Annotated in this window: 18 protein-coding genes; 1 reads left to right on the forward strand and 17 read right to left on the reverse strand. The window is 61.5% G+C overall.

All coding sequences use genetic code 11. The features are described 5' to 3' along the window. Positions 1 to 15 precede the first annotated feature (15 nt). The 12 genes from bamA to ACYQ8E_RS06065 all read right to left on the reverse strand — a co-directional run bounded on the left by bamA (position 16) and on the right by ACYQ8E_RS06065 (position 15,317). A complete protein-coding gene (bamA, locus tag ACYQ8E_RS06010; protein ID WP_066727648.1) occupies positions 16 to 2,307 on the reverse strand; it encodes an outer membrane protein assembly factor BamA in 2,292 nt (763 codons plus the stop codon). A gap of 76 nt (positions 2,308 to 2,383) precedes the next feature. Beyond that, entirely contained in the window at positions 2,384 to 3,073 is a 690-nt protein-coding gene (locus ACYQ8E_RS06015; protein WP_066727649.1) for an ABC transporter ATP-binding protein, read from the reverse strand. Continuing rightward, a complete protein-coding gene (locus ACYQ8E_RS06020) occupies positions 3,066 to 4,316 on the reverse strand; it encodes a lipoprotein-releasing ABC transporter permease subunit (protein ID WP_066727650.1) in 1,251 nt (416 codons plus the stop codon). The genes ACYQ8E_RS06015 and ACYQ8E_RS06020 overlap by 8 nt, the downstream gene beginning before the upstream one ends. Positions 4,317 to 4,406: 90 nt before the next feature. Continuing rightward, complete coding sequence (lysS, locus tag ACYQ8E_RS06025) at positions 4,407 to 5,891, reverse strand: lysine--tRNA ligase (RefSeq protein ID WP_066727651.1); 1,485 nt, start codon at positions 5,889 to 5,891, stop codon at positions 4,407 to 4,409. Between the two features lie 68 nt (positions 5,892 to 5,959). Then, entirely contained in the window at positions 5,960 to 7,159 is a 1,200-nt protein-coding gene (locus ACYQ8E_RS06030) for an Ig-like domain-containing domain (RefSeq protein WP_066727652.1), read from the reverse strand. 40 nt (positions 7,160 to 7,199) lie between these two features. After that, positions 7,200 to 8,295 (reverse strand): peptide chain release factor 2 gene (prfB, locus tag ACYQ8E_RS06035; RefSeq protein WP_157471875.1). Its coding sequence is split into 2 segments (ribosomal slippage): positions 7,200 to 8,225 and positions 8,227 to 8,295, totalling 1,095 coding nucleotides; the frame shifts between segments, so codons are not numbered across the junction. A 130-nt stretch (positions 8,296 to 8,425) separates the two neighbouring features. After that, positions 8,426 to 9,958: an apolipoprotein N-acyltransferase gene (gene lnt / locus ACYQ8E_RS06040; RefSeq protein ID WP_082820319.1), complete on the reverse strand. Its 1,533-nt coding sequence runs from the start codon at positions 9,956 to 9,958 to the stop codon at positions 8,426 to 8,428. After that, positions 9,958 to 10,773, reverse strand: coding sequence for a hemolysin family protein (locus ACYQ8E_RS06045; protein ID WP_231875327.1), 816 nt, complete (start codon positions 10,771 to 10,773; stop codon positions 9,958 to 9,960). The genes lnt and ACYQ8E_RS06045 overlap by 1 nt, the downstream gene beginning before the upstream one ends. A gap of 103 nt (positions 10,774 to 10,876) precedes the next feature. Continuing rightward, positions 10,877 to 11,590, reverse strand: coding sequence for a diacylglycerol kinase (locus ACYQ8E_RS06050; protein WP_231875328.1), 714 nt, complete (start codon positions 11,588 to 11,590; stop codon positions 10,877 to 10,879). Then, a complete protein-coding gene (gene ybeY / locus ACYQ8E_RS06055; RefSeq protein WP_157471876.1) occupies positions 11,587 to 12,045 on the reverse strand; it encodes an rRNA maturation RNase YbeY in 459 nt (152 codons plus the stop codon). Before ybeY ends, ACYQ8E_RS06050 begins: the two co-directional genes overlap by 4 nt. Further along, the gene (locus ACYQ8E_RS06060; RefSeq protein ID WP_066727654.1) at positions 11,942 to 14,317 is read right to left on the reverse strand and encodes an HD family phosphohydrolase; all 2,376 of its coding nucleotides are present in this window, start codon (positions 14,315 to 14,317) and stop codon (positions 11,942 to 11,944) included. Before ACYQ8E_RS06060 ends, ybeY begins: the two co-directional genes overlap by 104 nt. Then, positions 14,304 to 15,317, reverse strand: a complete 1,014-nt coding sequence (locus ACYQ8E_RS06065) for a PhoH family protein (protein WP_066727655.1) — start codon at positions 15,315 to 15,317, stop codon at positions 14,304 to 14,306. The genes ACYQ8E_RS06060 and ACYQ8E_RS06065 overlap by 14 nt, the downstream gene beginning before the upstream one ends. A 200-nt stretch (positions 15,318 to 15,517) precedes the next feature. On the opposite strand from ACYQ8E_RS06065, the gene eno reads away from it, so the two are divergent. After that, a complete protein-coding gene (gene eno / locus ACYQ8E_RS06070; protein WP_459860418.1) occupies positions 15,518 to 16,804 on the forward strand; it encodes a phosphopyruvate hydratase in 1,287 nt (428 codons plus the stop codon). Between the two features lie 71 nt (positions 16,805 to 16,875). On the opposite strand, the gene ACYQ8E_RS06075 is transcribed toward eno, so the two are convergent. The 5 genes from ACYQ8E_RS06075 to ACYQ8E_RS06095 all read right to left on the reverse strand — a co-directional run bounded on the left by ACYQ8E_RS06075 (position 16,876) and on the right by ACYQ8E_RS06095 (position 20,705). Beyond that, the gene (locus ACYQ8E_RS06075; RefSeq protein ID WP_066727657.1) at positions 16,876 to 17,832 is read right to left on the reverse strand and encodes an IS1595-like element ISDesu2 family transposase; all 957 of its coding nucleotides are present in this window, start codon (positions 17,830 to 17,832) and stop codon (positions 16,876 to 16,878) included. A 164-nt stretch (positions 17,833 to 17,996) separates the two neighbouring features. Further along, positions 17,997 to 18,371, reverse strand: a complete 375-nt coding sequence (locus ACYQ8E_RS06080) for a hypothetical protein (protein ID WP_066727658.1) — start codon at positions 18,369 to 18,371, stop codon at positions 17,997 to 17,999. Positions 18,372 to 18,520: 149 nt separating this feature from the next. Then, positions 18,521 to 18,823 carry a zf-TFIIB domain-containing protein gene (locus tag ACYQ8E_RS06085; RefSeq protein WP_066727659.1) on the reverse strand — a complete coding sequence of 101 codons (303 nt, stop codon included), beginning with the start codon at positions 18,821 to 18,823 and terminating at the stop codon, positions 18,521 to 18,523. 84 nt (positions 18,824 to 18,907) lie between these two features. Then, a complete protein-coding gene (gene cas6 / locus ACYQ8E_RS06090; protein WP_066727660.1) occupies positions 18,908 to 19,837 on the reverse strand; it encodes a CRISPR system precrRNA processing endoribonuclease RAMP protein Cas6 in 930 nt (309 codons plus the stop codon). A gap of 121 nt (positions 19,838 to 19,958) precedes the next feature. Then, positions 19,959 to 20,705, reverse strand: a complete 747-nt coding sequence (locus ACYQ8E_RS06095; protein WP_066729831.1) for a succinate dehydrogenase/fumarate reductase iron-sulfur subunit — start codon at positions 20,703 to 20,705, stop codon at positions 19,959 to 19,961. Positions 20,706 to 20,713 lie beyond the last annotated feature (8 nt).

Here is a 20,713-nt window from a genome sequence, read left to right on the forward strand (position 1 = left end):
GGATAGGGTGAAAACCTAAAAGAAATTACCGATGGAAAATTCGAACTGGGAGGCGCCCTCCCCTTCCTTTGGATCGAGGTTCTTGCCCCATTCGAGACGGAGCGGACCCAAGGGGCTGAACCAGCGGATGCCGGCACCGACACTGGAACGCATATCGGTAAAATAGTCCTGGTCTTCACTCCAGGCGTTGCCGGTATCGTAGAAGAGCACCCCCTTCAGGCCCAGATCCTTGACCAGGGGAAAGAGATATTCAACGTTGAAATAGGCGTCCTTGGTGCCGCCGATGTACTCGAAATCTTCGCCGGTGGAGAGAACCGCCCCGGTTACCGGATCGACACTGTTGCCGACCCGTCGCACCCGCGGCCCGACCTCCCGTGACTTGAAGCCACGCAGGGTCCGGATCCCCCCCAGGTAGAAACGCTCGTCGATGGGAATCTCGCGGCCACCCACCTGGGCGACATAGCCGACCTGGCCGTGAATGGAGAAGACCGTCCCCCAGAACCAGGGCCAGAAATGGCGATGATCGAGGATGGTCCGCGCAAAACGGTCGGTGCCGCCGAGGCCGGCATATTCAATGGAAAACTCGGAGACGCCGCCGCGGCTCGGGTCGAGCCGGTAATCGGTCGAGTCCCGGCTGACCGAGGCGTAGATGGAGGAGAGGGATGACTGCCCAGCCTGGTCCTTGATGGTCCGGGACGCGTTGGGGTCGACATCGTAGAGATCCTTCTGCTCGTACCGGTAGATGAAGAAGGCCCGGGAATTATCGGTCAGCGGAAAACCGAGCTTGATGTCGCCCCCGGTCGCCTTCTTGCTGAAATCGGTCCATTCGCGATCGGTCTTGTAGAGGTCCCCACCGAGGGAGAGGTTGCGATCCAGGAAATAGGGATCGAGCAGCCCGAGCTGGTAGGTGGTGCTGGTGCCACCAATCGACCCGGAGAGGTTCAGCTTGAGGCCGCGGCCGAGAAAATTGGCCTGGGTGATCGATCCCTGGCCGATAAACTTGTCGACGGAAGAATAACCGAAGCCGAGGCTGAAGGTTCCGGTCGGCTTCTCCTTGACGGAAATATCGATATCCATCAGCGCTTCCTCCGGCCCCTTGGCGGTCGCCAGGTTGACCTCCTCGAAGAATCCGAGGTTGTTGAGCCGGCGCCGGCTCTCCTTGAGGGCGGTGGCGCTGTAGAGGTCCCCTTCGACCAGTTTCATTTCCCGGCGCACCACCTTGTCCCGGGTCTTGGTATTGCCGGAGACGCGAATCCGGTCGATATGTACCTGGAACCCCTGCTCGATATCGTATTTCAGGTCGATGGTGCGCTGGTCGGGATCGGTGGTGGAGAGGGGTGCGACGTTGACGTAGGCGTACCCCTGATCGGCGTAGAGGTCGTTGATGGTGGTAATATCCTGGCGCAGCAGTTCCCGGCTGAAGACATCCCCGGCCTTGAGCTTGGTCAGGGCGAGGATTTCTGCGGCCGGCTTGATGAGGTCTCCGGCCACCTCGATCTTGCCGACGTGGAACTGGGGGCCTTCCTCGATGACGATCAGGATATCCATGTAGCGATTTTCGTCGACCAGGGTGATCTGCGGCTTGCGCACCTTGACCTGGACATAGCCCTGATTGAAATACTGGTCGGCCAGAAGTTCCAGGTCGTTGTCGAGAAGGTCTTCGCGGTAGGTGCCACGATCGGTCAGCCAGGAGAGGAACCAGCGCTCTTTGGTCTGCATCACCTTGCGCAGCTTGCGGTCGGAAAAGACCGTATTCCCTTCAAAGCGGATCGTATCGATCAGGACCTTTTCCCCCTCCTTGATGGCCAGGGTCAGGGTCGCCTCGCCATTGGTTCCAGCGACCAGTTCCGGTGTGATGACCACCGCGTGGTAGCCCTCTTCGACGTAGGCCTTGCGAATCGCCGTGGTACTCTGTTCGACCAGGCGCGGATTGTAGATATCGGGAATTTTCAGGCTGATCAGGGTGCGCAGTTTCTCTTCGGTGAACTCCTTGTTGCCAGAGAAGACCACCTTGCGCAACAGTGGACGTTCGACCAGCCGGTAGGTGAGGATAGTGGCGCCCCCCTGTTCGGTGATATCGGCGCTGACATCGGTAAACCGGCCGAGCTTGAAGATCGCCTGGATATCCTTGTCGATCGCGTCCAGGGTTACCGTCTGCCCGGGCTGCACCGAAATGACAGCGCGCACCGCGCTCGGTTCCACCCGCAGCACCCCTTCGACCTGCACGGCGCTGATCAGGTAGGGCTGGGCCCAGGCTGCGACGGGGAGCCAGAGGAGTGCCAGCAGCATGAGCAAACATTTCAACATACAGAAAAAACTCCTGAAAATCCGCTGCCAAAGGGCGTCATTATAGAAAATGCCCGCCAGCGTGTAAACCAAAAAACTAGCAATCGAGCAACCCGTCGCGCATGCGGATAATCCGGTCCAGCCGTCCGGCCAGCCGTTCACTGTGGGTAACGATGACCATGGTCAGACCATGGCGCCGGTGCAGCTCGTCGAGCAGGCGATAGATCTCGTCGCTGGTGCCACTGTCGAGATTCCCGGTCGGTTCGTCGGCGAGGAGCAGCCGCGGGGACATCACCAGGGCACGGGCGATGGCGACGCGCTGCTGCTCGCCGCCGGAGAGCTGCCCCGGCTTGTGATCGAGGCGGTGCGCAAGGCCGACTTCGCGCAGCAACTCCTCGGCCAGGGCACGGGCCGCCGCCGGACTTTTGCGGGCCACCAGCGCCGGCATCATGACATTTTCGAGGGCACTGAACTCGGGGAGGAGCTGGTGAAACTGGAAGACGAAGCCGACGCTACGGTTACGAAAGGCATCGAGGGCCTGACCGCGCAGTCGGGCAAGGTCCTGCCCGGCAAAGGTGACGGTGCCGGCGGTCGGCCGGTCGAGGGCGCCGAGGATATGCATCAGCGTGGTCTTCCCCGCCCCGGAGGCACCAACCACGGCGACCCGCTCCCCGGCGCGGATTTCGATATCGATGCCGCGCAGCACCTCGACCACCCCGCCGGCCGTCGCAAAGCTCTTCGCCAGGCCGGTAACCCTAAGCAGGCTTGTTGCCACCGCCTCAGTCATAGCGCAGCGCCTCGGCCGGGTCCATCTTCGCCGCGCGCCAGGCCGGGTAGATGGTGGCAAAGAGCGAAATCCCCATGGCGACGGCAATCACGGCGAGCACGTCGCCGGAGTTGACCACCGAGGGGAAGGTATCCATGCCGTAGACACTCTGGTCAAAAATCTTCACGTGCAGCAAACTCTCCAGTCCCTTGATGATCGGATCGGCATTCTTGGCCAGCAGCAGGCCGAGCAGGGTACCGAGGAGGGTGCCGACGGTGCCGATAATCAGCCCTTCGAGGACAAAGATCTTCATGATGCTGCGGGCATTCGCCCCCATCGAGCGCAGGATGGCGATGTCCTTGTGTTTTTCCATGACGACCATGATCAGCGTGGTGCCGATATTGAAGGCGGCGACCAGAACGATGATACCCAGGACAATGAAGAGGCCGAGTTTTTCCAGCTTGAGGGCGGAGAGAAAGGAACCGAAAAGGTCCTCCCAGGAACGCACCACGTAGGGGAAGGAGAGCTCCTGCCGCAGTTCGGCCGCCACCGGACGCGCCTGGTCGAAGTTGTCGACCTCGACCTCGATGCCGCTGGCGCGGTCCTTGGCATCGAAGAAGGTCTGCGCCACCGGCAGCTGGATATAGGCAAAATAGGTGTCGAGAAAGCCCCCGCGCTGCCGAAATATGCCGACGATCCGGAACGGTTTCATCTTCGGGATCATGCCGAAGGGGGTAATGGTGAAGAGGGGCGGGATAACGTTGATCGACTCACCCACCGCCACCCCGAGGGTGGTCGCGGTGTCGAGGCCGATGATAATCCCCGGCAGACCGTCCGTCGCCTGGAAGAGCAGCTCCTCGGCACTCTTGCCATCCAGGGTGAGAAACTTCTGCTGAAAGATCTTGTTCCCTGCCTCGATCCCCTTGACGTTGACCGCCGCGACATTGCCGCGGGAGAGGAGCATCGCCTCCCTGGAGGCAAAAGGGGTGGCGGAGGTGACATGGGGGAGTTGGCGGATCGAGGCCGCTACCTCCTCGTAACCGCTCATATCGGCGCCCTGTTTCTGTACCAGGACATGGGGAATGTTACCGAGGATCTGCTTGCGCACCCCATCGTGAAAGCCGGTCATCACCGCCAGCACCACGATCAGCGCCGCCACCCCCAGCGTCACCCCGGCGATGGAGATGAAGGAGATGACCGAGATGAAGGTCTGTTTGCGCTTGGCCCGCAGGTAGCGCAGGCTGACAAAGAGTTCGTAGCTCATAGTAGGTCCGGGACGCGGAACGCGGGACGAAAGGGGGTGGTTTCGACGTGGGGAACCTTCGCGTCCCGCCTCCCCCGTCCCCCGCTGCGGTCAGTTCTTTTCGGGCCGCAACTGCGGAAAGAGGATGACGTCGCGGATCGAGGCCGAATCGGTGAGAAGCATCACCAGCCGGTCGATGCCGATCCCCTCGCCCGCCGTCGGCGGCAGACCATGCTCGAGGGCGCGGACATAATCCTCGTCCATGGCGTGGGCTTCCTCGTCCCCCGCCTCTTTTTCGGCCAGCTGCTTGAGAAAACGCTCCTTCTGGTCGTCGGGGTCGTTAAGCTCCGAGAAGGCATTGGCCAGTTCGCGGCCGACCATGAAGAGCTCGAAACGGTCGACGACCTCGGGGTTGGCGTCATTGCGCCGGGAAAGGGGCGAAACCTCGGTCGGGTACTCGGTAATGAAGGTCGGATGCCAGAGCTGCGGCTCGGCGACGGCGTCGAAGAGCTCGGTCAGCAGCTTGCCGTGGCCGATGCCAGGCTCCAGCTCCAGACCGATGCTGCGGGCATAGGCGAGGGCCTGCTCCCGGTCTTCCAACGCCGCGGCATCGATGTCGCCGTACTGGATGATCGCCTCGCGCACCGTCAGGCGCTGCCAGGGGGGGGAGAGGTCAACCTCGCGGCCGCCGTAACTGATCTGCAGGCTGCCACAGACCTCGGCGGCGACGTGGCAGATCAGTTCCTCGGTGAGGTTCATCAGGTCATGGTAGGTCGCGTAGGCCTGGTAGAACTCCATCATGGTGAACTCGGGGTTGTGCTGAATCGAGATCCCCTCGTTGCGGAAGTTGCGGTTGATCTCGAAGACTCGCTCGAAGCCGCCGACCACCAGCCGCTTCAGATAGAGTTCCGGAGCGATGCGCAGGAAGAGATCCATCTTCAGGGTATTGTGGTGGGTGATGAAGGGCTTGGCGGTGGCGCCGCCGGCAATCGGCTGCATCATCGGCGTCTCGACTTCGAGGAAGTCGCGCTGCTGCATGAAATCGCGGATCAGACCAATGATCCGGCTGCGCTTGCGAAAGGTTTCGCGGACATCGGGGTTGACGATGAGGTCGAGATAGCGCTGGCGGTAGCGGGTCTCGACATCGGTCAGCCCGTGCCATTTCTCGGGGAGCGGCTGCAGCGACTTGGTGAGCAGCCGCAGGCTGTCGGCCCGCAGCGAGAGTTCCCCGGTCTTGGTACGAAACGGTACGCCGCCGGCAGCGACGATATCGCCAAGGTCGAGCTTCTTGAACTGCTCAAAGGCCGCTTCTCCGATCAGGTCGCGACCGACGTAGACCTGCAACCGGCCGCTGCGGTCCTGCAGCTGGATAAAGGCGGCCTTGCCGAAATCGCGTCGGGCCATGATCCGGCCGGCGACGGCGTAATGGGGCGCCCCGGCTTCCAGAGCCGCCGCATCCTGGTCGGCGTGGGCCGCGTGGATTTCCGCCGCGGTATGGCTGACCGGGCAATCATTGGCGTAGGGGTTGAGCCCCTGGGAGCGCAGCTCGGCCAGTTTGGCGCGGCGCTGAAGGACCAGGTCGTTGAGTTCTTCCATGGTTCGATTCTGCCTTTCCTGCCGGATTCAGGTCGCGGTCGCAGCCCATAAGGGGCGACCGGTATTCATCAAAGGGTGGTGAAAAACCAGCTCACATTCCGCGCCAGGGGCTGGCCGGAGAGGTCGGTGATGGCGGAGGGCAAGACGCCCCCGTTGCTGTCGCGCGCCAACAGCGTCGCCGTATAGACGGTCCCCGGCGCCAGGGGGGAGACCGGCGTCAGGGTGGCGGTACGACTCGCATCGTCATAGGTCACCACGGCGGCGACCGCCACGGCGGGATCGCCGGCGCTGAGGGTGAAGCTGCTGTCGGTGATGGTGGCTGCGGCCATCGCCACCGGGAAGGTGACACTGACGGTCGTCGCGGCAGCGACATCGAAGGCGCCGGGATGAGGAATCCGGTCCGCGACCAGTTGCTGGGTGATCAGGGTCCGCGCCGTGGCGGTGATATTGTTGGCGCTGTCACTGGTGATGACGATATTCTTCCCGGCGGCGAGGGCGGAAAGGGAAAGGTCCCAGAGCCCGGCCGCGGCATTGAGGGTGCCGGGAGTGGCCGTCGCCACCGAGACCACCGGGGCGGTGGTGTAGCTGCCACTCAGGTTCTGGTCGGCAGCCACCGTCGGCGTCACCACCGGGTCGATGGTAATAATCGGCGCCAGGGTATTGACTTGGAGGGTAAGATTCTTTTTTACCAGGCCGAAAACCGGGTGGGTGACGCTGACCTCGAGGGCATTGCTGCCTTCGACCAACCCGGTGAGATCAAAACTCCAGCGGTTGCCGCTTACTGTGCCATTACCGACAACCACGCTGTTCAGGGTCACCTCCGGCGCCGCCAGGGCCGGATCGACCTGACCGCCGATCGTCTGGCTGGTGCCGGGGAGCGGGGAAACGTAGGTGTCGATGGTGAGCAGATCGTAAACCAGGAAGAAGGAGAGGATATTCTGGTTGCCGATGGCATCGACGGCGGTGACGCTCACCAGGTTGCTGCCGGCGGCCAGATTGTCGATCACGCAGCTCCAGTAGCCGCCCGATACATGCACCTGGCTTGCCGGGAGGAGATCGTTGCCGAGGGTCACCTCGACCGTCGCGCCGGCTTCGACCGTTCCCGACAGGTAGCGGGTACGGGAGGTCGTATCGGCAGCGGCGCCATCGAAGGTTATCCTGGGGGCGACAAGATCCTCCTGACTGCTGCCGCAACTGGTGAGCAGCAGTCCAGAGAGCAGCAACCCCATCACCAGGGTCATCCCATTCCAGATATTGCAACGCTTCATTTTTGCAACTCCCTGCCGCTCACCGCGGTGAACGGCCCGGCTATTTTTTACTCAGCAGATAGGCCTCGATGAAATCTTCGATATTGCCGTCGAGCACCGCGTCGGTATTGCCGACCTCATGCCCGGTGCGGTGGTCCTTGACCATCCGGTAAGGATGCAGGACATAGGAACGAATCTGGCTTCCCCAGCCGATCTCCTTCTTTTCGCCGGCGATGGAATCCGCCTCTTCCTCTTTTTTGCGCACTTCGAGTTCATAGAGCCGGGCCTTGAGCTGCTTCATGGCGGTAGCCCGGTTTTTGTGCTGGGAGCGCTCGTTCTGGCAGGCGACGACGACGCCGGTCGGGATATGGGTGATGCGGATCGCTGATTCGGTCTTGTTGACGTGCTGACCGCCGGCGCCGCTCGAGCGGTAGGTATCGACGCGCAGATCCTTTTCGTCGATCACCACCTCGATATCGTCGGAGATCTCGGGGAAGACGAAGATGGAACAGAAGGAGGTGTGGCGGCGCGCATTGGAATCAAAGGGGGAGATTCGCACCAGCCGGTGAATCCCCATCTCCGCCCGCAGGTAGCCGTAGGCGTAAGGGCCCTCGACGGTGAAGGTCACCCCCTTGACCCCGGCCTCGTCGCCTGGCTGATAGTCGGTGATCTCGGTACGGAACCCCTTGCGTTCGCAGAAACGCAGGTACATGCGCAGCAGCATTTCGCCCCAGTCCTGGGCTTCGGTCCCGCCGGCGCCGGCGTTGATGCTGACAATGGCGTTGTTGGCGTCATGCTCGCCGGAGAGCATGCGGGCGAACTCCATGCGCGCGACCCGGGCTGCCAGGGCCGGCAGCAGCTCCCGTACCTCGACCAGGGTCGCCTCGTCCTCACTCTCCTCACCGAGTTCGCACAGGACCAGCAGATCCTCCAGCTCGCGCGTAGCGCCCTCCCAGTCCTCCACCACCTTCTGCAACGTGGTCCGCTCGCGGAGCAGTTCCTGAGCCCGGTCCCCCTGATTCCAGAAATCGGGCTTGGCGATTTCGGCTTCCAGCTCAGCCACCCGTTCCTGCTTGGCGGCTAAGTCAAAGATACCTCCTCAGCTCGGCGAGCTTGTCCTGGAGTTCCTTGAGGGCTTCGATTTCTTCACGGTACATAGCGGCGCTCCCGTTGGATTTGGCAAGGTTTGCGATTATAGCGACTGCCGCGGCTTTCCACAAGACTTCTCTTGCCAGACTTCTCTTGCCAACAGGGCCGAAGGGGGCGGGACCCGGGCCGGACCGAAACTCAGGGCAGCGGGCGCTGGTAGCGGCGGCGCAGCAGGCGCAGGAACCAGAAGAGGGAGAGGGCGAGACAGACCCCCGGCAGGATGTCGCCATAGCGGCTGTAGAAGGCATGGCCACTCCCCAGGCCAACCCTGCCGCGCAGAAAAGTGGAAAGGAAGATTTCGGTCTGGTCGGGAATCCGCCCCGAGGGCGCGATCAGGGCCGAGACTCCCGTATTGGCGGCGCGCGCGACCCAGATGCGGTTTTCGATGGCGCGAAAGCGGGTCATGGCGAGATGCTGAAACGGGGCCGAGGAACGACCGAACCAGGCATCGTTGGTGATATTCACCAGCAGGTCACTCCCCTGGCGGACGAAATCCCGGGCCAGTTCGGGGAAAATTCCTTCGAAGCAGACGAGAACCCCGAGGCGGTGACCATCGAGGCGCAAGGGGGCGACGCTGCCGGGAGAAAAGTCACCGATACCGACGACCAGCTTGTCAATAAAGGGGAAAAAGCTTTTCAACGGCACATATTCGCCGAAGGGGACGAGATGAACCTTGTCGCTGCGTCCCAGGACGGCACCGGTCGGGGCAAGGAGAAAGGCGCTGTTCAGATAGCGGACAACGTTATTCCGGCGTTCATAGGCCGGACTGCCGAAGAGGAGCCAGGAGTCGGTGACCCGCGGCACCTGATGCACCAGGCTTTGCAGGGGAGAAGGATCCTGGGCGTAAAAGGGGGTCGCACTCTCCGGCCAGACGATGAGCGCCCCGGTCAGCCCGGAGGCGCCCTGCAGGGAGAGGTCGCGGTAATGTTCGACGGTTGCTTCCTGGAACGCCGGGTCCCACTTGATCGACTGGTCGATATTCCCCTGCACCAGGACCGTCTCCAGGGTAGTATCGCGGCGGTCGATATCTTGCCCGAGCCGCCACTGCCCGTAACCGAGATCAGCCAGCACCAAAAGGAGGAGTGCGACCAGCGACCAGCGGGGGGTCATTGCCAGCTTCCGCTGGTATCCAGCCTGCAGCAGACAGGAGAGAACCGTGTTGGCGAGGAGCAAAAGATAGCTGATCCCGTAGACGCCGCAGAGGTCGGCGGACTGGATCAGCGCAAGATGACTCTGTTGGGAATAACCGAGGGTCGCCCAGGGAAAGCCGCTGAAAAGGAAGGAGCGCAGGAATTCTAAACCGACCCAGAGGACCGGCAAGGTCAACGGCAACGGCAGCCTGAACCGATCCCGCAGCGCAAAGCCGCCCCAGACCGCAACGGCAATAAAGAGGCTGAGATAGGCGACCAGCATCAGGTAGGCGACCACCGACAGCAGCGGGTTGAGCCCGCCATAGGTGGTCATGACGATATTGAGCCAGTAAAGGACGATCGCAAAGAAGGTGGCGCCCGCGACAAAACCGTCCCGTAGCGGGCGCTCGCCGCTGAATATCAGCAGCGGGACCAGGCCGAACCAGGCGCAGCTGGCCAGGTCGGGGCGGGGAAAGGCGAGTGCGAGCAGCAGGCCGGAGAGCAAAGCGGCGGCCAGGCCGCGATCAGGGCGCAAGCGCATCAGGGGATGTTCTCCCCGCTAGCGGGATCGCGCAGGAGCCGGACGTGGACCTTGCGCACCTTGCGCTCATCGGCATCGACGGCCGTCAGCGAGAGAGAAGCATCGCAAACCTCCTCCCCCTGGCGTGGCACATGACCGAGCAGGTGAATGAGATACCCGCCGACCGTATCGAACTTCTCCCGCGGGATCTGGATCGCGTAATGTTCTTCGAGGTCTTCGATATTGAGCCGGCCATCGACCAGGACCGAGCCGTCCCCCTCCTCGATCAGCCATTCTTCCTCGGTATCGTATTCGTCCTGGATGTCGCCGATGATCTCTTCGATCAGGTCCTCAATGGTAATCAGGCCGGAGGTCCCCCCGTATTCGTCGATGGCGATCGCCATGTGGACCCGCCGGCTGCGAAAATCCTGCAGCAAATCTTCGATATTCTTCGATTCGGGAACGAAAAACGGGGGGCGCATCACCTCGGTCAGGCGGAGATCCTCGGCGGCCGCCCCCCAGTAGCGAAGCAGGTCCTTGGCATAGACGACACCGACAATCCGATCGACCACCCCCTCATAGATCGGAATCCGGGAATGCCCGGAGGAGAGTATCGCCTCGAGGACTTCCGGCAGTTGCGCCTGGCAACTGCAGCAGACCATGTCGGGTCGCGGCACCATCACCTCGCGCACGATGGTGTCACCGAATTCGAAGATGGAGTGGAGCATCTCCCCCTCATCTTCGTTGATCAGCCCCTCCTCCTCCGATTCCTGAATGATGTCCTGCAGGTCCTTTTCGGTCAGCGCCCGCCGCCGGCCGAACAGCAACCGCTGCAAGGTACCCTTCCAGAGACCCGAATGTCCGTTACTACTGCCGTCTTCGTCCAAGGAACCCTCTCCTCCCCAGCAAAAAAATATTCGATCCGCTCAGCGCGGCAGATCAGCCAAAGACCAGGTAGATAACCAGCGTCACACCACTCCCCAGCAGTGCACCGGCAAGGACTTCGCGCAGACTATGGATCCCCAGCAGCAGGCGACTCTGGCTGACCATGACCGCCATCCCCAGCGCCAGCAGGACCAGCACCGTACCGGGCCCGGCAAGGGCCAGGGAAGTGGCAATGGAAAAAGCGACCGCGGCGTGGCCGCTCGGCATCCCCCCCTGCAACGGGGTGCCGTAACCGAAGCGCGCCTTGAGCAGCACCACCAGCAGGGTGACGACCAGGACCGCCGCGATCGAGAGTTCTCCTGGCGGGTGACCGAGCAGGTCGAGATTCCGGCCCAGCGGCGGAACCAGGTAGCGGGCAAAGGCGAAGAACCCCAGCACCGCCGCACCGCAGCTGGCGACCAGAACCGCGCCGGCGGCTACATCCTTGGCCCGCTTGGCGAGGATATGATAGTCGGGGGAGACCAGGTCGACCAGCACTTCAAAAGCGGTGTTGACCAGCTCGGCAAAGAGAACCAGGGTGATGGCGAAGGTCAGCAGAATAAACTCAAGGGTCGAAACCCGCAGAAAAATCGCCAGCAGCAGGACCAGCACCGCCGCCAGAAAGTGGGCGCGCATGTGGCGCTGGGTCGAGGTGGTCCAGAGAATCCCCTCAATGGCGCAGTTGATCGCCGCCACCCAGTTGGCCGGTTTGATTTTCTCCCTGCTCACCCGGTCACAAACTCCCTGCGCAACTGGGCGAACAGCTCCGCTTCCCGGGCCTCCATGCGCCGGGCCTCGGCAGCCGTCCCCCGCTCATGATCATAGCCAAGCAGATGCAGAATGCCATGCAGGAGCAGGAACCAGAGTTCCTCCTCGAAGCCGATGCCCGCTTCGGCGGCATCCCGCGCCGCGGTCTCGGCGGAAATGACCACATCGCCGAGTAGCAGCGGGTTGATGCCGCTCCCCTCCCCCTCCTGCATGGCGAAGGAGATCACGTTGGTCGCCTTGTCGCGCTGCAAAAAGTCCCGGTTGATGACCCGGATTCCGGCGTCGTCGACAACCAGGATCGAAAGCTCGGCATCAGGACATCCCGAGGCGCTTAAGATCCTCCGTGCTACCCTTCGCAGTGGCAGTTTCCTTATCTTTTGCTTCCTTTGCCGGTTCTCGATTTGAATCTTCACCATTTTTCCTTTTGCTGGGATCCTTTTCCCGCTCCTTGTAGGCCGGCTCGGGATAATCGACCCGGTGGTGGAAAATACCGGAAAGGATGCGATTGAAACTCTTGGCGATGTTGTCGAGGTCCTTGAGGGTCAGCTCACATTCGTCGAGCTGGCCGTCGATGAAGATATTGTTGATAATCTTCTGCACCATGCCGCGAATGCGGGCCGGGGTCGGGTCGGTGAGGGTACGGCTGGCCGCTTCCACCGCGTCGGCGAGCATGATCAGCGCCGCCTCCCGGGTCTGCGGCTTGGGACCGGGATAGCGGTAATCCCGCTCGTCGACCTGCTGGACATCGGGGTCGGACTTGTTCTTGGCCTTGTCGTAAAAGAACTTGATCAGCGAGGTGCCATGATGCTCGCGGATGATATTGATCAGCGGCTCGCCGAGCTTGCACTCGCGGGCCATCTCGACCCCGTCCTTGAGGTGGGCCATCAGCACCAGCGCGCTCATCGATGGCGCCAGCTTGTCGTGGCGATTCTCCTGCCCGCCGAGGTTTTCGATGAAATAGAGGGGTTTGCGAATCTTGCCGACGTCATGGTAGTAGGCCGCCACCCGGGCCAGCAACGGATTGGCGTTGATCTCTTCCGCGGCGGCTTCGACCAGGTTGCCAACAATGATGGAGTGATGGTAGGTCCCCGGCGCCTGCACCATCAGCTCGCGCAACACGGGGGTGTTCATGTTGGCCAGTTCCAGCAGCTTGATATCGGTGGTGTACTTGAAAAGATGCTCGACCAGGGGAATCAGGCCGGTGACGATTACCGCACAGAGGAAACCGCCCCCCAGGCCAAAGCCGATCTTGTAGAGCAACTGCGTATCGAAGCCCCGGCCGGCGAGGAGCTGCAGGCCGAGAATCATCAGGGCATTGACAATGGCCACCCGGAAACCGGCGCGGTAGAGGCTTGTCCGTTCTTTGCACTGGCGAACCCAGTGGGCGCCGACCAGGCTGCCGCTCATGGCGTAGAGGGTAATGAAGAGGCTGTTGCCGAAAAGAACCCCGAGCAGGGTGGTGGAGAGGAGGATAAAGATCAGCGCCACTTCCGAATTGAGGACGATCCGGACCAGCATGGCGCCGACGGCAAAGGGGAAGAGATAAAAATAGCTCGAGGAATCGATGTAGGGGAAGGCGCTCTCCAGCGCCGTGGAGATAAAGATCGCCAGTTTGATCAGGACAAAGAGCCCGAGAAAGGCAGTGACGAGAAAGAGGAGGTCACGGGTTGCCGGCCGGTATTTGCGCACATTGAGCTTGGCGAAGCGGTGGGTGATAAAGATCAGCAGCAGCGTGACCAGGAGCATCCCGGCGCCGGTTCGCAGCGTGCTCGAATCACTTCCCGATTCGCGCAGTGCCCGCAGCTTGGAGATCTGCTCCGAAGTGACCCGCTCCCCCTCCCGGGCAATCATCTCCCCCTTCTTGACCTGAAAAAGGACCGGTGCTACGGCGGCGCGGGCGGCCGCCCGCCGCGCTTCGGTTTCATTCTTATTGAAGGTCAGGTTGGGGTGCACCAGCCGGCGCAACAGCCCGTCGAGAAACTCCCGCTCTCCCCGGGAGAGCTCCTTCAGTTGGCGCAGACCTTCCCCTATCCGGTCCTGCGCCCCCCCCAGGCCGATGACAGAGGAGATATCCTCAAGTTTTGACTCCTGCTGGCTGGTCAGGTCCCTGACCAGGACGCCCCGCTCCTTTTCGCCCTGGAAGAGCTGCAGATTCCCGACAATCCTGCCGCCGAGAGCGCGAGCCACTACGGTTCCGAGCTGGGTATAGAATGCATCCCCCTCCGGAATCTTGCGCAGCCCGGCCAGGTCAGCTTCCGTCAGTGGCACCCCGAGGGTTGCCTCGATCTCCTTGCGCAGGCTCTCGGATTCACTTCCCGGTGGCGGTTCCCGGCGGCTCTGCCGCAATGCCTGCACCAACTGATCCGCGATCTCCCTGCCAACCGCGGGATCGTAATCGTACAAGGGGAGGACAGCAGCTTCCGCCTCAACCCGCTTCTTTTCGGTCAGGGGCTGGTCGGGGATGAGCAGATCCTTGGGCGCCTTGATATCCCGGGAGACGATATCACCCGGCTCGTAGTAGTCAGGGACGAGCCCCCCCTTGGGGATGATGATAATGGTCAGAACGACGGCCAGGAAGATCAGCAGCAGTTGGCGCCGGGTTCGTTCCTGCAACGGCGGTCCGGGCAGCTCGGGAGCGAAGCGTCCCTTGCGCTTGGAACTTTCCGGTTTCCGTTCAGCTTTGGTCATGGCGGAGAAGATCCTGGCCGGCGACTGGAGGTCTGCCAGGCAACGGAGCGCGCTCGTAGGCCTGCACGATCAGTTGCACGATCGGATGCCGGACCACGTCGCGGTCGGTAAAGTGGTTAAAGGCGATCCCGTCAACCCCGGGCAGGACGCGCAGCGCCTCGACCAAACCGGAGGTGCGGCCGGTCGGCAGGTCAACCTGGGTCACATCCCCGGTCACAACCGCCCGGCTGCCGAAACCGAGGCGGGTAAGGAACATCTTCATCTGTTCGGCGGTGGTATTCTGCGCCTCGTCGAGAATCACGAAGGCATCATTCAGGGTGCGACCGCGCATGAAGGCCAGGGGCGCCACTTCGACCACTCCCTTTTCGATGAGCGCCTGCCCCTTTTCAAAGTCCATCATATCGTAGAGGGCATCGTAGAGCGGCCGCAGGTAGGGATTGACCTTCTCGGCCAGGTCGCCGGGCAGGAACCCCAACTTCTCCCCGGCTTCAACGGCGGGCCGGACCAGGACGATACGGCTGACCTCTTTCTTCATCAGCGTCGCCACCGCCATCGCCATGGCGAGGTAGGTCTTGCCGGTCCCGGCCGGACCAATACCGAAGACGACGTCATTGCCGCGAATGGCATCGATGTAGGACTTCTGCGCCAGGCTCTTTGGGGCGATAACCTTGTTGCGGGCAGAGACGTAGATCGTATCGAGAAAGATATCCCGGAGGTGGCTGCCGGAGTCGGCACTGAGAATGCGGATGGCGTAATCGATGTCGGTCGGGTAGAGGGGATAGCCTTCCTGAAGCAGGATCTGCAGTTCATCGAGCAGGCGCCGGGTCAGGCCGACCTGGGGCGGGTCCCCCTCGATGCGCAACTCGCTCCCCTTGGAGCCGATGCGCACCCCAAGCACCCGTTCCATAATCTTCAGATGGCGGTTCTGTCGGCCGAAGAGGAGGTTCGCCAGGTGTTGATCAGCAGCCGAAAAATGTCCTGCAGTCGGATCAGTATCCAAAAAACTTCCTTTTATGCACGCATGAAATTTGGAGGCCAAACAATAGCACCACCCCCCGGGAAAATCAATCGTCATTTCCCCGAAGGCGCCGCGGCAAGGGGGAAAAAAGGCTTTCCTTTCCGGCCCGTTGTGCTATAAAAGGAACACTTCGCCCCGGCCCCTGCCGGGGGCAACATAATTCCAGTCCCAAGGGGGTTCAAATGAGTGAAATTATTGACATTTATGCCAGAGAGATCCTCGATTCCCGTGGCAACCCGACGGTCGAAGTGGAAGTTTACCTGGAGAGTGGGGCCATGGGTCGGGCAGCGGTTCCGAGCGGCGCCTCTACCGGTGAACGGGAAGCGCTGGAACTGCGGGACGGCGACAAGGGGCGTTACCTCGGCAAAGGGGTCACCAAGGCCGTGGAAAACGTCAACGAGGTCATTTCCGAGGCGCTGGTCGGCTGGGAAGCCTCCGACCAGGCGGGAATCGACCGCAAGCTCCTGGAACTTGACGGCACCGATTTCAAAAGCAACCTGGGCGCCAATGCCCTTCTCGGCGTCTCCCTCGCCTGCGCCAAGGCGGCGGCAGAGGATGCCGGCCTCCCCCTCTACCAGTATCTCGGCGGCTCCAACGCCAAGGAATTGCCGCTGCCGATGATGAACATCATCAATGGCGGTGCGCACGCCGACAACAATGTCGACATCCAGGAATTCATGATCATGCCGGCCGGCGCCACCTCCTTCAAGGAAGCCTTGCGCATGGGAGCGGAGATCTTCCACGCCCTGAAGACGGTTCTCAAGGGGAAGGGCTACAACACCGCCGTCGGCGACGAGGGGGGCTTCGCCCCCAACCTGGGCAGTAACGAAGAAGCACTCCAGGTCATCATGGAGGCGATCAAAGCCGCCGGTTACAAGCCGGGAGAAGATATCCTGCTCGCCCTCGACGTCGCCTCCTCGGAACTCTTCAAAGACGGCAAGTATCACCTTGAAAACGAGAAGCAGCCGGTGAAGACGCCGGCCGAGCTGGTTGCCTTCTATGAAGACCTGGTCAACCGCTACCCGATCATCTCCATCGAAGACGGCATGGCGGAGAACGATTGGGACGGCTGGAAACTCCTTACCGACCGCCTCGGCAAACGGATCCAGATCGTTGGCGACGACCTCTTCGTCACCAACCCGAAGATCCTCAAGGAAGGAATCAGCAAAGGCATCGCCAACTCGATCCTGATCAAACTCAACCAGATCGGCACTCTCACCGAGACCCTCGACGCCATCGAAATGGCCAAGCGGGCCGGCTATACCACCGTCATCTCCCACCGCAGTGGCGAGACCGAAGACACCACCCTGGCCGATCTCGCCGTGGCCGTCAATGCCGGCCAGATCAAGACCGGCTCCCTCTGCCGCACCGACCGGGTCTGCAAATACAACCAGCTGCTGCGCATCGAGGATGAACTTGACGAGGTCGCACAGTTTAACGGGCGCGAAGTCTTCTACAACCTGCGCTGATCGGCGTAACTTCTGCTCTCACCAAAAGGGCCGGTCCGGAATATTCCGGACCGGCCCTTTTTCTAACCTGATTAGGTCCAATTCTCAGCTCGGCGAAGCCAGGCCTCGGGCCGCTTGCCGATTGAGACACAGGCGAAAAGCAGTCTTGGCAGCATGCTGCGCAGATCGAACCGCCGGTTGAACCGGTACTGAAACTCGGCCAGATAGCGATGCGCATATTTGTCGAAGTCAAACGCATGATACGTTCCGGCCATGGCCGTCTTAAGATTGCCCAGGATGGTGTTGATCCAGTGGAAGCAGCCCATGTCGGTACTTCTGCGTTGATCACCAACCACCTCTCGCTGATGGTAGCACCCAGTCTTGGTGACCGCGCGGAAGCAATTCAGGCCATCAGAAACGACCAGCGCCGTCGGTGCCAAATGATTCTTGGCCCATTGATCAACGTCATGGCTGCTGAAGGTCGTCACCCGGCTAAAAACCGCTCGCAGCGGATGGCCGTCATGACTCGTTTCCACCGCCGCAATGAAGGGAACTTTGTTCTCCGAACCGCGACCGACTTTCCCGCCGGAGCGTTCTCCGCCCAAGTAGGCATCGTCGATCTCGACTCGCTGACCCAGAACCGTTGTCTCTTCGCGTTCGAACATCGCCTGCATGAGCTTGTGCTTGAGTCGCCAAGCCGCCTTGTAGCTCAAGCCCAGCATACGTCTCATCTCCAGCATCGACAGGCCGGACTTGCCTTGTGTCATAAAGTAGAGGGCAAGAAACCACTGGGTCAGCGGTAGATTGCTCCCATGAAAAATCGTTCCGGAAATCAGAGAGATCTGTTTTCGACAGCGACTGCACTGGAAGATTTTCGACTGTCCTCGCCGGAACTGGACCGCGCGGCTTGCACTGCATGCTGGGCAGACAAATCCTTGGGGCCAGCGCGAGCGCTCAAGGATCGCCTCGCATTGGGTTTCCGTACCGTAGTCTTTGAGAAAATCAGCCAAGCTCAGCCCCGGTTGAAACTGGATACGATTGATGGCCATGGGTGCTAACCTCCTTGTTTTTCATGGGTTCCATGGCCAAACTCTATGCTTCCTGTGCGACAGAATGTGTCATAGCTGAGAATTAGGGCTAATCAGGTTTTCTAATGCAATACTCCGATCGAAACCTCGCGCCGCAGAAACGGGAACCACTATCCCCGGGACGCTCAGGCCGGAAAGAGTTTATAGGTGCTCCCCTCTTTCACCCTGCGAACCAGGCCGCCGCGATCGAGCCGCAACAGCAGTTCCTGCAAGGTCTTGCGATCAACTTGGCTCATTTCCCGGTAGATGTCGGTCTGCAGCCGGCCCGGCCGGGTCCGGATCAGGCTCAGCACCTGGTTGTCGAGGGTAACGGCCACCGGTTCCGACCCTCCCCCTGACGGCAGCGCCGGCTCCCTTGCAGATACTTCGTCCTTTTTTGGTTTCTCCTGGCGACCGGCAATCTCGCCACGAATCTCTGTTTCCATCTCCCGCAAACGACGAAATGCCAGATAGCCACCAACCCCGCCAGCAGCCACCACGACCCAGAACCCGAAGCTCATCTTCCCGACTCCTTCTACCGATGGGGCCAATTTCCCAGAAGCAACTCGCTGCTGTTTACTTCTTCCAGTCTGAAGCTTAGCAGGCCCACAGGACCTAGCAAGGTGGTTCAAAAAACGGGGGCGGCGCATCGGCGCCGCCCCCGTTAGGGTCAACTTTTCTGCTCCTGCTGAAACCAGGTCTCAAACCAGGTGCGGTGATCCTTTTCGGCCAGTATCTGCAAATCCTTCGGTCCCAGCCAGACACCGCCGCACCCAGGGCACTGGTCAAGAGGCACGCCACGAAATTCTTTCGGTTCGATCGGCTCACCACACTTGGGACAACGATTGCGGCAGGCTTCGCGGATCAATCGCTCGCGGGCATCATGCTGCATCCGCGCAATCTGTTCCTTTTCAAGCTTGAAAAAGTATTCGTTTTCAAGCGCTTTCTTGCGTTCCTCCCATGCATCTGTCATGGCGACACCTCCCCGTAATTACTGCCTTTTTAGGAAGTATAGCGAACAATATCCCGACTACAACCACCATCGGCACAAAAGGCGTTACGCCCGGCCCGCCGCCAACGGTTCAATTGCATAGTGGCCAGCGCCATACGCCGCCCCCTTGCCGATCCCGACCAGGGCGCCCAGGAGAAGGAGCGCCCGCAGATCCTCGTCCGCGGGGGCAGCAAAGGTCGCCGACCCGACCAGCCCGCCGAGATCGAGACTCTCCGCGCCCCCTTCCAGGGAGCGCCAGTCCTGCCACCAGAAACGTCCCCGGTCGAGCACGAGCGCCTCAGCAGCCGCAAGGACGCGGCGGGGATCCCGAACCAGTTCCACTCCGCAGTGGGCATAAGCCATCGAAGTAACGCGGCGCATGACAAAAGGGACGATGCGCGGCAGTGTCCCCCGAAAGAGAGGGCGCCCGGCCACCAGTAGCCGCGCCGGGGTCGAAAACCGCAGAGACCAGATCGCGCTTTCGGCGAAGGTTTCCAGATACCAGCGGGCGCTGACTATCGGCAGTCTTCCGCCGACCGGGAATGCGGCGCCGGTCAGGTCCTCCCCGCCCCCGGCGGCATCGAACAGGCGCACGGCGCCAATTTCGAAACGGCCGGCGCCCTGGGCCAGCCCCTGTCTGCCAAGGGCGTCAAGGACGGCAATAAATGCGTCTGCGTTTCGGATCCCTGGCCCAAAGAGGACGAGGTCAAGGAGCAGTCCTGCCCCGGCTGCGCAGCTTCCGCACTGTTCCGGCGCCAGGTTCAGGACGAAGGCGGGACCGGGCCGCTGATAGCGCCGCTCCCCATAGGGAGAAGACGGGACCGGTGGGTCGAAAATGGCTGCATATGCCGCTCCCCCGCCAAGGACCTGGCGTCCCAGCCGCTGCAACTCGCGGCGCAGTCCGAGCAGGGCCACAGCCGGCAGCTCGACCGCCGTGCCCAGGTCAAGGCGCAGCCGCAGGCGGCTGAACTCGAATTGATCCAGGTTCTCAAGCATCAGTTCGGGGCATTCTGCCGGCAATTTGCTGCCAGCGTACAGCGAAAAAGGGCGGGTCCGAAGACCCGCCCGACTGGAGACCGCTGGCCAATTGCCGGCGGTGTTAAAATACCTTCCTGACCTATTCGCCCTGGGGCAGGGCCTTCATCAGTTCGCGATTCATACGGGCGATGAAGGTGGCCTTGATCCCTTTGGGACAGGCGGCTTCGCATTCGTAATGGTTGGTGCAGTTGCCGAAGCCTTCGGCGTCCATCTGCTGGATCATGGCGCGCACCCGGCGGGCCGCCTCCACCTCACCCTGCGGCAGCAGACCGAGGTGGGAAACCTTGGCAGCCGTAAAGAGCATCGCCGAGGCGTTGGGGCAGGAGGCGACACAGGCGCCGCACCCGATACAGGCAGCCGCATCCATCGACTTGTCGGCGTCGACCTTCGATACCGGGATGGCGTTGCCGTCCGGCACCCCGCCGGTGTGGGCGGAGGTATAGCCGTAGGCCTGGATAATGCGATCGAAGGCGCTGCGGTCGACCTGCAGGTCACGAATGACCGGGAAGGCCTTGGCACGCCACGGCTCGATATAGATGGTATCGCCATCCTTGAACTTGCGCATGTGCAGCTGGCAGACGGTGATCAGGTCGTCGGGACCATGGGCGATTCCGTTGATCATCTGCGAGCACATGCCGCAGATTCCCTCGCGGCAGTCGTGGTCGAAAACGATCGGCTCCCGGCCGGTCCGGATCAGGTCCTCGTTGACTTCGTCGAGCATTTCAAGGAAGGACATGTCGGGGCTGACATTCTTCGCCTGGTACTGCTCGAACTTCCCTTTGTCGTTGGCATCTTTCTGCCGCCAGACATGCAGCGTCAGATTCATTCCGTTCG

This window comes from Desulfuromonas carbonis, assembly GCF_054658035.1.

Bases quoted from the DNA above. Each gene is read 5' to 3' on its own strand.
- bamA (WP_066727648.1), bottom strand. From the start codon at position 2,307: ATGTTGAAATGTTTGCTCATGCTGCTGGCACTCCTCTGGCTCCCCGTC.
- ACYQ8E_RS06015 (WP_066727649.1), bottom strand. From the start codon at position 3,073: ATGACTGAGGCGGTGGCAACAAGCCTGCTTAGGGTTACCGGCCTGGCG.
- ACYQ8E_RS06020 (WP_066727650.1), bottom strand. From the start codon at position 4,316: ATGAGCTACGAACTCTTTGTCAGCCTGCGCTACCTGCGGGCCAAGCGC.
- lysS (WP_066727651.1), bottom strand. From the start codon at position 5,891: ATGGAAGAACTCAACGACCTGGTCCTTCAGCGCCGCGCCAAACTGGCC.
- ACYQ8E_RS06030 (WP_066727652.1), bottom strand. From the start codon at position 7,159: ATGAAGCGTTGCAATATCTGGAATGGGATGACCCTGGTGATGGGGTTG.
- lnt (WP_082820319.1), bottom strand. From the start codon at position 9,958: ATGCGCTTGCGCCCTGATCGCGGCCTGGCCGCCGCTTTGCTCTCCGGC.
- ybeY (WP_157471876.1), bottom strand. From the start codon at position 12,045: ATGGTGAAGATTCAAATCGAGAACCGGCAAAGGAAGCAAAAGATAAGG.
- ACYQ8E_RS06060 (WP_066727654.1), bottom strand. From the start codon at position 14,317: ATGACCAAAGCTGAACGGAAACCGGAAAGTTCCAAGCGCAAGGGACGC.
- eno (WP_459860418.1), top strand. From the start codon at position 15,518: ATGAGTGAAATTATTGACATTTATGCCAGAGAGATCCTCGATTCCCGT.
- ACYQ8E_RS06075 (WP_066727657.1), bottom strand. From the start codon at position 17,832: ATGGCCATCAATCGTATCCAGTTTCAACCGGGGCTGAGCTTGGCTGAT.
- ACYQ8E_RS06080 (WP_066727658.1), bottom strand. From the start codon at position 18,371: ATGAGCTTCGGGTTCTGGGTCGTGGTGGCTGCTGGCGGGGTTGGTGGC.
- ACYQ8E_RS06085 (WP_066727659.1), bottom strand. From the start codon at position 18,823: ATGACAGATGCATGGGAGGAACGCAAGAAAGCGCTTGAAAACGAATAC.
- cas6 (WP_066727660.1), bottom strand. From the start codon at position 19,837: ATGCTTGAGAACCTGGATCAATTCGAGTTCAGCCGCCTGCGGCTGCGC.
- ACYQ8E_RS06095 (WP_066729831.1), bottom strand. From the start codon at position 20,705: ATGAATCTGACGCTGCATGTCTGGCGGCAGAAAGATGCCAACGACAAA.